We start from the raw sequence: 15328 nt of genomic DNA on the forward strand, positions 1-15328 counted from the left end.
GGTGACATCAGACCAAACGCTGCCGGAGGCCAAATGTTCACCATCGAGCACGAGTTCGACGCCACCTTGATCACTCTCATCGACGAGGGAGAGACGCATTTACAAGGTGACGTTTCGATCAACGCCTTTGATGACTGCATCACGGTAGAGCAACTCGACCCCCACACCGACCGGGTTCAAAAAATCACCTTCTCGTTGCAACAAATCCGCGATCTGGCCGCAGCACTTGATTTGCCCGAGGGTAGCTACCGCTTGGAAGGAAAGCCATGAGCAAAACAGGGTTCTTCTGGGACGAGAAGTGCTTTTGGCATGCGGGTGGCGACTTCGCGTTCACCGTACCAATTGGCGGCTTGGTGCAACCACTGGCCGCAGGCGGCCTGCCCGAAAGTCCGGAAACCAAGAGGCGGTTGAAGAACCTGCTTGATGTCACGGGGTTGATCAATGACCTCCATCCCCACTCTGCCCCAGAAGTGTCGTGGGACGATCTTGTGCGTGTCCACCCCGAAGCGTTTTTGCGCAAGTTCAAGGAGAAGTCCGACACAGGGGGCGGCTCCATGGGGCTGCGCACCCCGTTCGCCCAAGGCGGATACGAGCTTGCAACACTGTCCGCTGGCCTCGCCAAAAGCGCGTTGTTCTCGGTTCTGCAAGGCGACATGACCAACGCCTATGCGCTATCGCGGCCACCGGGGCACCACTGCCTGCCTGATTTCCCCAACGGGTTCTGCCTGCTCGCCAATATCGCCATCGCCGTCGAGGCCGCATTGGAACATCGCCTGACCGACCGTGTTGCGGTCATTGATTGGGACGTCCATCACGGCAACGGAACCGAAGCCATTTTCTATGACCGCGACGATGTGCTGACGATATCCATGCATCAGGAACGCAACTACCCTATGGACACCGGCGACGCGGAAGATCGCGGCGTGGGCGCTGGCGATGGCTACAACATCAACATCCCGCTGCCACCCGGCGGCGGCCACGCGCTTTACATGGAGGCAATGGAACGCCTCGTCCTGCCAGCCCTTACCGAATACCAGCCAGACGTCATTATTGTTGCCTGCGGCTATGACGCCGCGGCCATTGACCCATTGTCACGGATGATGGCAACGGCAGAAACCTTCCGCGCAATGACCGAGATGGTCATGGAAGCCGCGTCCGACCTGTGCGAGGACCGTTTGGTGCTGGTCCATGAAGGCGGCTATTCCGAAGTCTATGTCCCGTTTTGTGGCCACCACGTCTTGCAGCAACTTTCCGGAAGCACCATCACGGCCACCGATCCTTTGGGCGAGACGTTGGATCTGCGCCAACCCTCCGAGCGCCTTCGCAGGATGCACAGCGAATTCATCGCCGATCTGGAGGCAGCCTACCGGTAAAACCCGCCTTAATTTCAAATGATTGCGCCTCTTAATTCTCTGTGCCATGCTGAGCAAATTGGTAAGTACAGATCGCACTAAATTTTTTACAGTAGGTTGGCGTATTGCAGTCAAATTCTTTGGACAACATTCCGGTGGGCGTTGTAAGCGCCGATCTCGCTTCGGAAAACCCAGCACTCCCAGACCCATCGGCTGGATTGCAGATTGCTCCTCTGGAGCCATTCAAACCGCTTGATGCCCAGTTTGCAGCCGACCCCCCGAAAACAGCACCCGACCCGATAGCGAAGGAACTCTTCGGACAACCCGCAACGGACACCGCAGCGAAAGACGCGCCGCCACTAAACACCTTTGCGATCTTGGACGCGGCCAAGGTGACCAATCTGCCGGAACTTCTACAAACGTCCGGATTGGAGCATCATTGCCTGTTTAAGGGCGACGCTTTCGATGAACTCAGCCATGTGGCTCCGTGGATTGTGCAACTTGAAGCCGACAATCGCTTTGCGCGCAATCTATTTACCGCTGGCCGCGCCCCTTGGCAGCTTTGGGATAAAAGCCCCGGATGCTTCCTGCGCGCACGTGCAAGCTGTGAGGAGATACGCAAACACTTTCGCAAAATCCTTCGTGTTCAGGACGACACGGGAAAGTGGTTCTTCTTCCGCTTTTGGGAAGGGACGGCGCTGCAAACTGTGGCGGCGACCGTTGATCTTAAAGGCCAGCAACGTCTTTATCACCCCACCATGGCCGTCTACGCGCGGCAATCGACACCCGATGGCGACATGCTGATAAAAAGCTGGGTCAACGCAGGACCAGAGGCCCCGACATCATGAGCTTCGTAATTTCCGCCCCCTCCGTGGCTGATCTGCGTTTCGACAATCTCTATAAACGCATTCTAGCCTATCTTATGGAACTGGATTCCGCGCGCTTTCGGGCTTTGGGCGATGACAATTGCAGGGCATTCGTTCGTAAAGGCATCGCGTTCTGTGACACCCGCAATCTGGGGTTTGTGGAGCACATCGAATACGTCCATTTCCTGATGTATTTCATCGGCACGGATTTCGACCGCGACCCGCGCTACTCCGCGCTCACACGCGCCCTGAGCGATCAAAGTCACGTCGCCAACGAGCGCATCGAGACCGCACATCGGCTGTTTCGACCCGTAGCGGAGCGGTTTATCGGCGTCGGGCTTGCACAGGCACATGTGGCCTTGTCTCGCTTTAACGAGGCGATGGAACACACCATCGATGACCAGCTCACCCCGCGACTGGTGTTTGACGCGTTCTACGCCGCCTATGATTTCACCCCGACCGAGCGGGACCGCTTTCCCGAAGCGGCACTTGTCGACGCCGCCGTGCAAGGAGCGCAGGCGCTCGGCATCGAAACGGCACTTGGCCGCAGTGTCTGCTTGTCGCTGGCGCTCTGGCTCGGCACAGGTTTCGCCAATGACCCGTTGTTTCCTTGGGTCCGTGATGTGACCGCCCAAGCCCCCAACAATGCAAACGAACGCGCCCGTTCTCTAAAAGCCTACGCCCAAAAACGCATGATAAAAATGCGACCGAAAGAGGAGACCTGACATGTGTGGAACCACCATGATCAACCCCGCAGCAAGCCCGACCACAGGGGCCACTGGAAGTCAGGCCTCTGCTCCATGTTGCCCGCCACCGCCGTGGATGCCGATCGCGCTTGCTGAAAACGCGAAAGGTGTTGCGGAGATTTCAGGTGCAACAGAGAACCCCGACGTTGTGCGCTACATGGGTATGAACCGCTACGGTCACCGTCGCGATGACAATACGTCGTGGTGCGGCTCGTTCGTGGCCTATGTGTTGGACAAAGCTGGAAAGTCGATCTCGACCGTTCCCGAACGCGCGCTGACTTGGGGGCGTCCCTCCTCTCATCCTGAGGGCTACTGGCCCGGCGGAATCAGCATCGGTCGGCCCATCTATGGCGCCATCGCAGTCAAATCACGGCAAGGTGGCGGCCACGTCACCTTTGTCATGGGGCAAGACAAAGACGACTCGACAATTCTGCACTGCCTCGGTGGCAACCAGCGCAACAAGCTTCAGGTTTCCAGATACTCCCGAAGCGTCTTTTCGGCGTATATGGTTCCCGAAGACTATCCACATAGCTGTTGCACACTTCCGATTTACAACGGAACTTCGACGGCAGCCGGATCGGAGGAATAGCCTGTGCGTCACTTGATTGCGATCACACTGACGGCCATCGCTGTCGCCGGATGCGCCAGCGCCTCGAACCTCGGCAATCGGGAGGTAGGCGAAAACGACGTCTACCTCAATGGCCCGATCACGCGCGCTATGGCCAAGCAATCCCACCCGCTTGATGAAACCAGCGCAGCCGTGTGCGGTATGAAGCACCGCAGCTCTACCCTGTCGGTGCGAACTGCCCCGATGGTCAACGCCAAAGAAATCTACAGAGCCCGCTACTATTCCATCGTCGATTTCACCGGAAAGATCAGCTCGGACGGGAAATGGGTGGAAATCGAAAGTGTCTCCCATCGAGTCGATACCAACGGATTCTTTCTTGAGATCGTCGATCAGACAAAAACCGAAGTCACGGGATGGGTCAGCTTGCGCTACCTGTGCGACTTTGAAATGTAGCGCTTGGTTTGCTGCGGCGATGCTCAGCGTCGCTGGCACAACTGCATTCGCGGTCGAACTTATGCCTTTCGGCACAGATCCCGACAGAGATGCGGCCAACCGTGTTGGTGGCTGGATGGTTTGCGGACTTGAAGGCCCCGACAGCTATCTTTCCTTGCGACGGAAACCCCAATCAAATTCGGGCGAAGTGCTAAAACTGAGCCCTTACACGTTGGTGGCGACAACTGGAAAAACCAGCAACAAAGGCGCATGGGCGCAAATCCATCAGTTCCGTGTTCTATATACCTCGCACGGTGTATTCCTGACCGAAGCAGAGTTCGCCCAAACCAAGGTAACTGGCTGGGTCGCAACCCGCTTCCTTTGTCACTACGGCCCACTTCCGAACGGCGACTAGATCAATGAGTGCCATAGGGTCCGCACACGAGCACAGCCCCCTCGACGCGCCTCTCCAAGCCAACCCAACTCACAATATAAATCACTTTGACGCTCTGGTTCAAATCGTTGCGGCTGCCGTTCAAGGCAAGCGCCGCTGCACCCCTTATCTTCAAATCATCAACAGCGGGACAGCACGTCGCCTACCGCAACAATCGCTGAAATAAGGAAGCAAAGTTATGAAACTTCTTACTCTCACAACCGCCATCGCCCTCGCTGCTGCACCCGTTTTCGCAGAAACACCCGCCGAGAAATTCGGCATGATCCATGCGGGCTCCGGCGCATCCCAAGCTGCTCAAGCAACCGCAGTTGAAAAGCTGTCCGGCGACAATGTCGATGATCGCATCGTTATCGCAGCACCTGCACAAACGACCCGCAACTCGCAAGGTCACTTGCAGCTAGCCAAAAACATGGGCGTATCCCCTGACGCCTACACCAACGCTGAACTGGCAAAAATGTTCATCGGCGCATACGACTGATCGCCCTCCCCAGCACTACGCAAGTAGTAAATGATCAGTCGAAAAAACCCCGGTTGGTTCACATCAACCGGGGTTTATTTATGCGTGTGCGTGGTCCGTGCGAAACTGGCTGGGGGAAACCCCCAGATGCTGTTTGAAGCTGCGTGACAGATGCGCCTGATCGGCAAAGCCGCACTGAGCGGCGATTTGCGCCAGCGACTGCACACCTTCCCCCAACAAGCGGCTCGCAACCTCAAGGCGGACTTGCGTCACAAAGCGCATGGGGGTCTCGCCGACCGTGGCTTTGAATTTACGCGAGAACGCGGCCTCGCTCATTCCCAACTCTGAGGCCAGTTGCGCCGGATTTATCTTGTCAGCCAGATGGTCCTCAACAAAAGTGACCACCTGCGCGTATTGCTCCGGGCCGAAGCGCTGGTCAAATGCCACGTCGGTGTGGTCTTTTTTGCAGTAGCGTTTGACCATCAGCACAAGAAACATCCGCGCCAAGGCGTCAAACACGACGCTGGAGCCCAACTCGTCAGCCTCCAAAGTGTCCTTCATGCGCTCGGCGGCATGTCTGACGTCAGCGTCATAGAAAAAGATCGTATTTTCAAAGCGATGCCCGTTCGGCACGACTTTCAACTCCGTTTGCACAAAGCGCCGCATTACGGTCGGGTTCACATGGATTATAATTACCTTCGCAGGGTCAAGCCATTGCCAGGCAGTCAGCGATCCAGCCAGTGCCACAGCAATATGACCCGCCTCCATGGTGAAGCGCTCGGTACGCCCGTCACGATCCGCGATGACCCGAATGGGCGTGTCCTGTACGGAAATGATCAGGCTGTTATGCGCATGCACCTGCGGTGGCAAAGAGCCCGGTTCGTCTTCGCGGTATTCAAAGCGCAACAGCCCATCGAGGCTGGAATGCGCAAGCAAAGCTGGGGTCTTTGTTTCCAGCTCGGGATTTAGCCAAAATCGCTCGGTTTGCTTGCCCATCTAAATTCCCTCGGCTCAAAATTGAACTATTCGGTTTAGATATGGATGGCCATCCTCATGGTCAAGGGAGGGAATTTCAAAAACAAGTGAACGCCGGAAGTTGAACCCCTGTACGTTACGAGTCGCGCTGGACCGGCCCGCCCTGCGCTTCCCACATTGAAAACCCCTCGCGCAAATGCGCCGCGTCGAAACCCATGTCGTTCAGTGTCGCCACCGTCAGCGCGGACCGCCAGCCGGACGCGCAGTGGAAAACGAATTTCTTGTCCTGCGCAAAGACCTCTTTGAAATACGGGCTGTGGGGGTCCACCCAGAACTCCGCCATCCCGCGCGGGCAGTGAAAGCTGCCCGGCACATAGCCGCTACGATGCCGCTCCCGCACGTCGCGCAAATCCACGATCACCACATTCGGATCGTCCACCATGGCAATCGCGTCCACGGTCTCGACCTCCTCGATCCGCGCCCGTGCACGCTCCACCATCTGCGCTGCCGATACTTTCAATGCCATGTTCCGTCCTCTCTATAGTGCTACAACCAGCACCAGAATACTGACCACGATCAACGCGATCCCCGCCAGTTCCTTGGGCGTGCTGCGCTCCTTGAAGATGAAGTAGGACGCCAGAAAGGTGAACACCAATTCCACCTGCCCCACCGCCTTCACATAGGCCGCATTCTGCAACGCGAACGCCACGAACCACCCGAAAGAGCCGCACATCGACGTCACCCCTACCAGCGAGGACACCCGCCACGAGGCTACGACGCGCCCGATCTCACCCTTGTCGCGCCAAGCGAGCCACGCGGCCATGATCAGCGTCTGGAACGCGGTGGCCACGGCCAGACTGACGCCTGCCCGCACAATTACGTCCGGGCTGTCAATCTGCAGCGCCGCGCCGCGATAGCCCACCGCCGACACCCCGAACAATAGCCCTGACCCAAGCCCAAACCCTGCCGCCTTATTGAAAAACCGCGCGCCGCCTTTCGGCGGGTCCGACAGTAGCACCACGCCCGCGAACCCGATGACAATCGCCACGACGCCAAGGCTCGAAACGCCCTCGCCCAGTACCACCAGCCCCAACAGAGCCGTCAGCACCACTTCAGTTTTCTTGAACACGATGCCCACGGCAAAGTTCCGCTCCGCAAACAGCGCCACGACACAGGCGGTCGCAAGGATTTGGCCGATCCCGCCAGACAGCGCATAGGCCCAGAATTTCCCGCTTAAGGCCGGAAACGGTGCATTGGTCACGCTCATATATGCCCAGATGCCAAGCGCCACCAACGGGCTGGAAAACAGAAACCGCGAGAACGTCGCCCCGCCGGTCGACAACTTCGTCGCCTTGAGGTGCTTTTGCAACATGAACCGCAGGTTTTGCATAAAAGCTGCGAAGATCGAGACGTATATCCAAAGGGCCATAGGTCTCTCCAGTTGCGACGTATGGCGTGTCTACGCGGGCGGCGTGCGGTCGTCCAGCGCGCGGTGCATCAAGGGATGCTCTACGGGGTCCTTGGCCCGCACAAGATGCCGCGCAAAGATCGCTCCGTAAGAGGGATAGATATAGCTGTCATTGCACGCCAGAAAGCGGTCCTTCCCACTACGGTAGAGCGCAGGAAGATCATACCAGGGCACACGCGGATACATATGATGAACGGCATGCAGGTTGTTGTTTAGAAACAAGAATGCCAATGGCCCGCGATCCTCGACAATCACCGAGCGCGCGCGGCTCTGCTCATGCGCGCGGTGCTCCAGAAAGGTGCGGATTTTCAGCAGCGACAGGCCAAGATAAGCCGCTATCAAATACGCCCATAGCGGCATTGGGGACTGGATCACCAGCCAGACAATCGGCACCGTTGCAACTATATGTGCCAGCCAACTCATCACGGTCCGACGGCTCGGCGCTCTTAAGTCACCGCGCATGAACGCCCATTGCCCGATCGCTGGCCCAAGCAATATACGCCCCGCCAGCGTGTTGTTTATGCAGCAAACAAACTTCGCCCACGCAGGCAGCGCCGCCCAGTCCCGAGCCGCCAGAAAGTTGCTCTCGGGGTCGTCATAAGGGTCGGTCAGGTTCGCATCGCGGTGATGGGCCAGATGGGTATCGCGGAACCGGCCATAGGGAACGGCAAGGTTCAGCGAGGGTCGCACCATCGCCTCGTTTACCCACTGCAAGCGCAGCGGGTGGCCGTGCAAGACCTCGTGCTGTAACGACGACTGCTGCGCAATGGCCAACGCGGCGATCACAACAGCCAAAGGAACCGACCACCCCGCAATCCAAAACACCGCCCCGGCCCAGACAGCGTAGGTGGTGAACAACAAAGCCAGCGTGGGCCACTCGACCCGCAATGCGATTGATTTCATATACGCACCCTTCCCCTGCACACTGATTAACGCCTCAGCCGACTTTAGGGCATCCGGTAGATAGTTCACATTATCCAGCATTGGTGATAGTAATCACCAAATGATGGAAATTCTTGACAAGCGAGACCGCGCAGAGCTGTTCCGCACTCGACTGGCCACCGCAATGGACGCTGGCGACGTCACCCAAAGCGCCCTTGCCCGCGCCATCGGCGTGGACCGCTCGACGGTGTCGCAACTGCTCAAACAGGAAACCGCCCGCCTGCCCAACGCGCAGGTCGTCGGCGAATGCGCCCGCGTGCTGGGCGTGTCCGCGGACTGGCTGCTGGGTCTCACCGACCGGCCGGAACTGGCCGCCGACCTCATGGCCTCCACTCTGACTTTTACAGAAGCACCGCGCGCACTGGTTGATGAGCAAATCTTCGAATGGCACCGCGAGGCCGCAGGTTACAAAATCCGCCACGTTCCAGCGGGACTACCCGATATGCTAAAGACCCGCGAATTGTTGGAATGGGAATACACGCCGCATCTGGGCCGCACTACGGCACAGGCCATCGGCGCGTCCGAGGACCGGCTGTCGTGGATGCGCGGCGCAGGCTCGGATTACGAGATCGCCGTGCCATTGCACGAGCTTCACGCTATGGCGGAAGGTTGCGGTTACTACGTTAGCCTACCCACTGAGATACGTCGCGCGCAACTCGCCCGATTGCTGGAACTCCACGACCAGCTTTATCCCACGCTCAGGCTCTACGCCTTCGATGCTCGCAAGCTCTATTCCGCGCCGGTGACCATCTTCGGCCCCAAGCTGGCGGTGATCTATCTGGGCCGCAACTACCTTGCCTTCCGCGACCGCGAACGGGTGCAAGCCATCACCTTGCACTTCGACGGGCTGGTGCGAGAGGCCGAGCTATCGTCGCGCGAAATGCCGGAATTGTTGCAAAGCCTCGTTGATGCGGTGAAAGAACAAGACAACCCAAGATAGCGTCGCAACGTCCACGCACGGGGCCGTTCCTGTCACACTTTGGGATCGGGGTTCTCCGTATGCCCGTCCACCGCAATGACCTGTCCTGACACCAGCCGCGCAGCGTCGGAGCCAAGGAACACGGCCATGTTCGCCACGTCACGCGCCTCCACGAAAGAGCGCATGGAGGTGCCCTTGGCATAGCCCTCGTAAACCTCGTCGCGGGTCATGCCTTTAGTGGCCGCTTCACGTGCCAACACGCCCTCCATCCGCGGACCTTCGACCGCGCCGGGACAGATCGCGTTGGCGCGGATGCCATGCGGCCCCAACTCCATCGCCAAGGTTTTCATCAAACCGATGATCCCCCACTTCGCCGCCGAATACGGCGCACGGTTGGGGTAGCCGTAAATGCCCGCCGTCGAAGAGGTTAGCACCATCGCGCCGGAGCCTTGCCACTTCATCAATGGCGCCGCATATTTCGCCGCCAGAAACGCGCCTTCGAGGTTCACGGAAACGCACGCCTTCCAGTCCTTTAGCGCCACGTCTTCAACCGCCGCCGTCGGCCCCGCGATACCTGCGTTGGCACAGAGCACATCAAGCCCACCCCAAGCGGTTTCGACCTCTTGGAACAGGGCCGCCATGGCGCTCTCACTGCTGGCATCCACAGTGCTGGAGCGCCAATCATCAGGCACCGCACTGACGTCCAGATCCGTCACCCAGACCTGCGCCCCCGCCTCGGCAAAAGCCTGCCCCATGGCGAAGCCGATGCCCGAGCCGCCTGCGGTGATCAGAACCCTCACCGCTTGCCTATGGCAGCGCCCGCACCCTCCGGCGCGGGTAGTGACGCATGGGAAGCCGCGATCTCGCCCAGCTTGGTGGCAATAGCGACCGATGGCTCCGACGCGCGACGGGTCTCCAGCGAGACATGGATCAGCATATGCTCTCCCGTCGCCAATAGCCTTCCTCCTTCGTACATCCGGTGGAACAAATGCATCTTCTTGCCCTGCCCTAACAGCACCTGCGTTTCGACGCGAATGCTCGCACCTGCATGAACCTCGTCAAGGTGGCGTATATGGGTCTCGGCGGTGAAGTAGCTGCCGCCCGACGCGATGTAATCCCCGTCACAGCCGATCATCTCCATGAAGCGGTCGGTGGCGTCGCCAAACGCCTGCAAATACCGCGCCTCGTTCATGTGGCCGTTATAGTCGGTCCAGTCCAAAGGCACCGCGCGTTGCACAGTGACGATGGGCAGCGCGCTGTCCTCCAGTTCCGGCTTGGCGGGTTGCGCACGGTTCAGCACCGCCCCCGCCCCCCAGTCCTGTGCCTTCAGCGCGCGCATCATGGCGACAAGGTTCGTGTCGCGGATACGTTCCAGCTCGCGGATCGAGTGCTTGCCCGATTGCGCATCAGACTGGCTGGCGATCTGGTCGACCAGCTCGTCCGTCAGCTCCGGCACATCCATCAGCTTGGTCCATGGCCACGACAGACAGGGGCCGAACTGCTCGATAAAGTGCTTCATCCCAGCCTCGCCGCCCGCAATGCGGTAGGTCTCGAACAGCCCCATCTGCGCCCAGCGTAAACCAAAACCCATGCGGATCGCCTCGTCGATTTCTTCGGTGGTGGCGATGCCGTCCTTTATAAGCCACAAAGCCTCGCGCCAGACGGCCTCCAGAAAACGGTCCGCGATATGGGCGTCGATTTCCTTGCGAACATGCAGCGGGAAGCACCCGATGGAGGTCAGGATATCCTTGGCCTTCTGCACCGTGGCGGCATCGTTCGCTGGGCTAGGCACCAGCTCGATCAGTGGCAACAGATAGACGGGGTTGAACGGATGCGTCACCACGATCTGCGCGGGGCGCGCAGCACCTTCCTGCAACTCGGACGGCTTGAAGCCGGAGGTGGACGAGCCAATGATCGCGTCTTCGCGGCACGCCGCCTGCACTTGGGCGAAGACCTTGTGCTTGATCTCCAGCCGCTCCGGCACGCTTTCCTGTATCCAGTCGGCGGGGCCAACGGCCTCGGCCAGATCGGCGTGGAAACTCAGACGGCCCTCGTCCGGCATAGCGGTGTCTGACAGGCCCGGCAGCGAGCGCCGTGCGTTGGCGAGCACTTCGTTAATCTTGCGTTCAGCCTCTGGGTCGGGGTCGAACACCCGCACGTCCCAACCCATGAGCAGGAACCGCGCGGCCCATCCTCCGCCGATAACTCCGCCGCCAAGGATTGCTGCTATTTGTGTCATGGGGACACCTTTCTGAGTTTGGTGATGTCGTAGCCGTTGAAGGCCAGTATTTCGCGAGCCGCCTTCAGGCGGTCCGAGCGCAGGTTTTCCGTACGGTTGATAATCATGCCAAAGCGACCGGACGGTGTGCCTAAGGCTGCCGTACGGTGGTCTTCGTCGACCCAGATCACCCAGATCGGGTCACCTGCTTCGGGTGACAGCCTGCCAAATTGGCCGATGCGATAGACCGGCCACACGGCTCCTTCCGCATCCGCCGCTAACGGAGAAATTGCGGCTTGTGGGATGTAGCGATACCCGCCCGCCTCGGGTCGGAAGGTCACGCGACTTATCGCGACTTCGCGCGGAGTTTGCTCAAAACTTTCGATCACCCGCCAATCGCCTGCAAAGCGTTTAGGGTTAAACCGCGTGGAGGATGTGATCGGGATGTTGGTATCGCGAAAGCCATCTGGCACGAATGCAGGTTTCGGCTCGCAAGCAGCAAGCACCATTATCACCAATGCAACCAGCCAAAGCTTCACCCGCGCGGCGCCCGCTTCACCAACCCCAGCTTTTCACGCACAGCATCCGGCCCGATGACCTTGGCACCCAACCGCTCGGTTATCTCGACGGCGCGGGTGACCAGTGCCTCGTTTGTAGCCAGCACGCCGCGATCCAGCATAAGGTTGTCCTCTAGGCCAACCCGCACGTTTCCGCCTGCAAGGATGCTCGCGGCAGCCAGCGGCATCTGGTTGCGGCCCAGCCCGAAGGCGGAGAACGTCCAATCGTCGGGCACGTTGTTAACCATCGCCATGAAGGTGTTGAGATCGTCCGGCGCGCCCCACGGGACGCCCATACACAGCTGCACCAAGGCGGGGCTGTCCAGCACGCCGTCTTTGACCAACTGTTTGGCATACCAAAGGTGTCCCGTGTCAAACGCCTCGATCTCCGGCTTCACACCAAGCTCCGTCATCATCCGACCCATGGCAGTCAACATGCCGGGGGTATTGGTCATGACGTAGTCGGCCTCGGCAAAGTTCATGGTGCCGCAGTCGAGCGTGCAAATCTCGGGCAGGCACTCGGCCACATGCGCCACACGTTCTTCGGCGCTGACCATGTCGGTCCCCGCCTGCGTGGGAAGCGGACTCGGGGTACCGAAAACGATGTCGCCACCCATGCCTGCGGTCAAGTTCAGCACCACGTCGACTTCGGCATCGCGGATACGGTCGGTGACCTCGCGGTAGAGCTTCAGATCCCGCGACGGCGTGCCGCTTTCTGGATCACGCACGTGGCAATGAACCACCGCCGCCCCCGCCTTGGCCGCCGCAATCGCACTGTCGGCGATCTGCTTGGGTGAGCGTGGTACATGCGGGCTTTTGTCCTGCGTCGAGCCCGAGCCCGTCACAGCGCAGGTGATAAACACCTCACGGTTCATTTCCAGCGGCATGAGATACTCCCTTTTTGTGTAGCGGACGTCATCCAAGTGGGTCTTAGCAAGCTTATTTCCGCGCAGATGTAGCCTGAATACGTCATAGTTTCATCTTGGCTAAAATATTCCCGCCGGAGGCTCCGATCTCACCTAGTATGGCATCGGATTGGCTTTATGCGCGGCGGTGATGTCATCCAACACATCCTGACCAAGTACCAAACCCTTTCCCGCGATGATATGGTTGAGCTGATCCATCGTCGTCGCGCCGAAGATCGGGATCACCGGAAACGGGCGCTGGCAACACCACGCCAGCGACATGTGAACCGGATCCAGCCCATGCTTTGCCGCGATGTCCAGATACACTTGCGCCACATCCAACACGCGGTCCGATGCGCGCCCACCCATCTTCTCGTTGATCGACATACGCGATCCTTCGGGGATTTTACCGCCTTGATATTTGCCCGTCAGGAACCCAACAGCCAAGGGCGAGAACGCCAGCAGTGAGACATCTTCATTATGACCCAGCTCGGCCAGATCAGTGTCATAGAGACGGCAGAGCAGCGAGTATTCGTTCTGGATACTCTGCACGCGCGGCGCACCCATGCGCTCGGCGATTTGCAGCCACATCATCGTGCCCCACGCGCTTTCGTTGCTCAGACCGAAATGGCGAATCTTGCCTTCTGCCACCAGTCCTTGAAGCGCGCCAAGCACATCTTCCATATGGGCCACCGTGACGGCACGATCCTGCCCCGACGGGTCGTAGGACCAGTTCTGGCGAAACATGTAGCTACCCCGATTGGGCCAGTGCAGCTGGTAAAGGTCGATCACATCCGTTTGCAGCCGCCTCAGCGAGCCTTCGACAGCCTCGCGAATAGTCTTGGAGGAAATTTCCTCTCCGTCACGAATATAATTGCCCGCACCCGCCACCTTGGTCGCCAGCACTACATCATTGCGACGCCCTGATTTGGCGAACCAATTGCCAATGATTTCCTCGGTTCTGCCCGCATTTTCCTTATTCATCGGGTTTACCGGATAAGCTTCGGCGGTGTCGATGAAGTTGATCCCTGCATCCAGACTGGCATCGATCTGCTGATGCCCCTCTGCCTCGGAGGTTTGTGTGCCCCAAGTCATGGAGCCAAGACAAAATTGGGAGACCATCAGGTCGGTGCGGCCAAGGCGGGTTTTTTTCATGTCGGGCTTCTCTGTCATTAAGGTCGGAGGCTGGGGGCGAAGCCTACTTCGCTGTGAAATGGTGGCAACCGCAAAATCCCCTCGCGTACCCGTCACGATGAATTGACGCCATGCGATCTCAAGCCATGTATATGCTGAGGCGATCATACAGGACACCCGATGACACAGCTGACCCGCCGCGCCTTCTCCACAGCCCTTGCCATGATACCGCTCGCCCACGCGGCCCATGCAGTTGCGGTCCCCTATGCGCTGCAAGCGCGGCGCTCCACCGTGGGGTTCATCTACCGGCTATCCGGCCAAGCCTCCAAAGGCAGCATGCCGGTTAAACGTGCGTCAGTGGTGATTGACTTCGATGCGCTTCAACGCTCCTCGATTGATGTGGAGGTCGACGTGCGGGGGGCCAGAACAGGACTCATCTTCGCCACCGAAGCCTTGAAGGCCGCGTCGGTGCTGGACGCCAAAGCACATCCCACAATCCGGTTTCGCTCGACTGCGATCCGCTTGAACGGCAAGGGGCGCCTGTCGGACGGCGCCGAGATTGACGGCCTTCTGACAATCAAAGGCATCACCAAAACGGTTATTTTGCGGGCCGCATTGTTCCGGCAAGCCGGCACACAGGCGGGCGATCTCAGCCAACTCAGCTTTCAGCTGAAAGGCCGAATCAGCCGCGCGGCGTTCGGGGCCGCAGGCTTTGCCGATCTGGTCGCGGACGAAATCGACCTCGACATCGTCGCCCGCGTGAGACGGGCCTAAAGGTCTTTTGGATCAACCCGCGACATATTGCTTTGGGTCAATTCGCGAAGCGGGCGGATGTAGCTTGTCACCACAGCCCAGCCGCGCTCCATATCCGTGAGACGCGACAAAAACGCATGAGGTGATCCCGTCGTCATGTTGCGCACCTTTTGCGCCATGGCCTGATGGCTATCGTCGTCGTTCCAGCCGCGGTTTGACGTCCCGCTGATCCGCCCCAAGGCAAGGAAATCCGCCCCTGCCCCCTTCGAGCGCGGCAGCAAATGGTCGACATCCTGCCCGTCAGAGCTGCGCGGCATCACCGCGTCAAACGCAGCGCGGTAGCTGGTATAGGCTGGGTTCACATAGACCGTCGCCCAGTTTTTGCGCACCAACACAAAAGCGTTGGACAACCCCCGTCCGCCAATCTTGTGGATGGCAACTTCCGGCATCTTCATGTCAGCAGAGCCGATGGCCGGCGCGGGCCAAAGCACCCCTTGTTGGCGCATCATAGCGCCATATTGTCTTGCGGTAATCATGCTCGACCTCTTGGAAATTAATTCAAATAATGACGTCAGTATTCCG

General features: G+C 59.1%; 20 protein-coding genes. 10 read left to right on the top strand and 10 right to left on the bottom strand.

Annotated features, from left to right (window positions below; all coding sequences use genetic code 11):
* Positions 1–33: 33 nt before the first annotated feature.
* From BDE40_RS09145 to BDE40_RS09180, 8 genes are all read left to right on the top strand, one after another.
* A complete protein-coding gene (locus BDE40_RS09145; RefSeq protein WP_073142822.1) occupies positions 34–270 on the top strand; it encodes a hypothetical protein in 237 nt (78 codons plus the stop codon).
* Positions 267–1373 carry a class II histone deacetylase gene (locus BDE40_RS09150; protein WP_134014271.1) on the top strand — a complete coding sequence of 369 codons (1107 nt, stop codon included), beginning with the start codon at positions 267–269 and terminating at the stop codon, positions 1371–1373. The genes BDE40_RS09145 and BDE40_RS09150 overlap by 4 nt, the downstream gene beginning before the upstream one ends.
* 119 nt (positions 1374–1492) lie before the next feature.
* The gene (locus BDE40_RS09155) at positions 1493–2200 is read left to right on the top strand and encodes a DUF4123 domain-containing protein (RefSeq protein WP_162848066.1); all 708 of its coding nucleotides are present in this window, start codon (positions 1493–1495) and stop codon (positions 2198–2200) included.
* Positions 2197–2943 carry a hypothetical protein gene (locus BDE40_RS09160; protein ID WP_134014273.1) on the top strand — a complete coding sequence of 249 codons (747 nt, stop codon included), beginning with the start codon at positions 2197–2199 and terminating at the stop codon, positions 2941–2943. Before BDE40_RS09155 ends, BDE40_RS09160 begins: the two co-directional genes overlap by 4 nt.
* 1 nt (position 2944) lies before the next feature.
* Positions 2945–3553 (top strand): TIGR02594 family protein, encoded by a 609-nt coding sequence (locus BDE40_RS09165; protein ID WP_134014274.1) that lies wholly within the window; start codon positions 2945–2947, stop codon positions 3551–3553.
* A gap of 3 nt (positions 3554–3556) precedes the next feature.
* Positions 3557–3985 carry an SH3 domain-containing protein gene (locus BDE40_RS09170; protein WP_134014275.1) on the top strand — a complete coding sequence of 143 codons (429 nt, stop codon included), beginning with the start codon at positions 3557–3559 and terminating at the stop codon, positions 3983–3985.
* Positions 3986–4004: 19 nt separating this feature from the next.
* Positions 4005–4379 (top strand): hypothetical protein, encoded by a 375-nt coding sequence (locus BDE40_RS09175; RefSeq protein ID WP_134014276.1) that lies wholly within the window; start codon positions 4005–4007, stop codon positions 4377–4379.
* 217 nt (positions 4380–4596) lie between these two features.
* Complete coding sequence (locus BDE40_RS09180; RefSeq protein WP_134014277.1) at positions 4597–4896, top strand: hypothetical protein; 300 nt, start codon at positions 4597–4599, stop codon at positions 4894–4896.
* A gap of 78 nt (positions 4897–4974) precedes the next feature.
* Here BDE40_RS09180 and BDE40_RS09185 read toward each other — a convergent pair whose 3' ends face one another.
* The 4 genes from BDE40_RS09185 to BDE40_RS09200 form a co-directional block, all read right to left on the bottom strand.
* Positions 4975–5871, bottom strand: coding sequence for an AraC family transcriptional regulator (locus tag BDE40_RS09185; protein WP_134014278.1), 897 nt, complete (start codon positions 5869–5871; stop codon positions 4975–4977).
* 115 nt (positions 5872–5986) lie between these two features.
* On the bottom strand, positions 5987–6376 hold the full coding sequence (locus BDE40_RS09190; protein WP_134014279.1) for a rhodanese-like domain-containing protein: 390 nt from the start codon (positions 6374–6376) through the stop codon (positions 5987–5989).
* Between the two features lie 12 nt (positions 6377–6388).
* Positions 6389–7279 carry a DMT family transporter gene (locus BDE40_RS09195; protein WP_134014280.1) on the bottom strand — a complete coding sequence of 297 codons (891 nt, stop codon included), beginning with the start codon at positions 7277–7279 and terminating at the stop codon, positions 6389–6391.
* Between the two features lie 30 nt (positions 7280–7309).
* Complete coding sequence (locus tag BDE40_RS09200; protein WP_134014281.1) at positions 7310–8221, bottom strand: fatty acid desaturase; 912 nt, start codon at positions 8219–8221, stop codon at positions 7310–7312.
* Between the two features lie 100 nt (positions 8222–8321).
* Here BDE40_RS09200 and BDE40_RS09205 point away from each other — a divergent pair, with 100 nt between their 5' ends.
* Positions 8322–9200, top strand: a complete 879-nt coding sequence (locus BDE40_RS09205) for a helix-turn-helix domain-containing protein (protein ID WP_134014282.1) — start codon at positions 8322–8324, stop codon at positions 9198–9200.
* Between the two features lie 32 nt (positions 9201–9232).
* Here BDE40_RS09205 and BDE40_RS09210 read toward each other — a convergent pair whose 3' ends face one another.
* The 5 genes from BDE40_RS09210 to BDE40_RS09230 form a co-directional block, all read right to left on the bottom strand.
* Positions 9233–9979 (bottom strand): SDR family oxidoreductase, encoded by a 747-nt coding sequence (locus BDE40_RS09210; protein ID WP_246030402.1) that lies wholly within the window; start codon positions 9977–9979, stop codon positions 9233–9235.
* Positions 9976–11418: a carnitine 3-dehydrogenase gene (locus BDE40_RS09215; protein WP_134014284.1), complete on the bottom strand. Its 1443-nt coding sequence runs from the start codon at positions 11416–11418 to the stop codon at positions 9976–9978. Before BDE40_RS09215 ends, BDE40_RS09210 begins: the two co-directional genes overlap by 4 nt.
* Complete coding sequence (locus BDE40_RS09220) at positions 11415–11936, bottom strand: lipocalin family protein (protein ID WP_134014285.1); 522 nt, start codon at positions 11934–11936, stop codon at positions 11415–11417. The genes BDE40_RS09215 and BDE40_RS09220 overlap by 4 nt, the downstream gene beginning before the upstream one ends.
* Positions 11933–12841 (bottom strand): 3-dehydrocarnitine:acetyl-CoA trimethylamine transferase BcoG, encoded by a 909-nt coding sequence (gene bcoG, locus BDE40_RS09225; RefSeq protein WP_134014286.1) that lies wholly within the window; start codon positions 12839–12841, stop codon positions 11933–11935. Before bcoG ends, BDE40_RS09220 begins: the two co-directional genes overlap by 4 nt.
* A 132-nt stretch (positions 12842–12973) precedes the next feature.
* Positions 12974–14014 carry an aldo/keto reductase gene (locus tag BDE40_RS09230; protein WP_134014287.1) on the bottom strand — a complete coding sequence of 347 codons (1041 nt, stop codon included), beginning with the start codon at positions 14012–14014 and terminating at the stop codon, positions 12974–12976.
* 159 nt (positions 14015–14173) lie between these two features.
* On the opposite strand from BDE40_RS09230, the gene BDE40_RS09235 reads away from it, so the two are divergent.
* Entirely contained in the window at positions 14174–14767 is a 594-nt protein-coding gene (locus BDE40_RS09235) for a YceI family protein (RefSeq protein ID WP_134014288.1), read from the top strand.
* Here BDE40_RS09235 and BDE40_RS09240 read toward each other — a convergent pair.
* Complete coding sequence (locus BDE40_RS09240; RefSeq protein ID WP_134014289.1) at positions 14764–15282, bottom strand: hypothetical protein; 519 nt, start codon at positions 15280–15282, stop codon at positions 14764–14766. The genes BDE40_RS09235 and BDE40_RS09240 overlap by 4 nt on opposite strands.
* Positions 15283–15328: the final 46 nt, after the last annotated feature.

This window comes from Litoreibacter halocynthiae (genome assembly GCF_004365635.1).
Classification (GTDB): Bacteria; Pseudomonadota; Alphaproteobacteria; order Rhodobacterales; family Rhodobacteraceae; genus Litoreibacter; species Litoreibacter halocynthiae.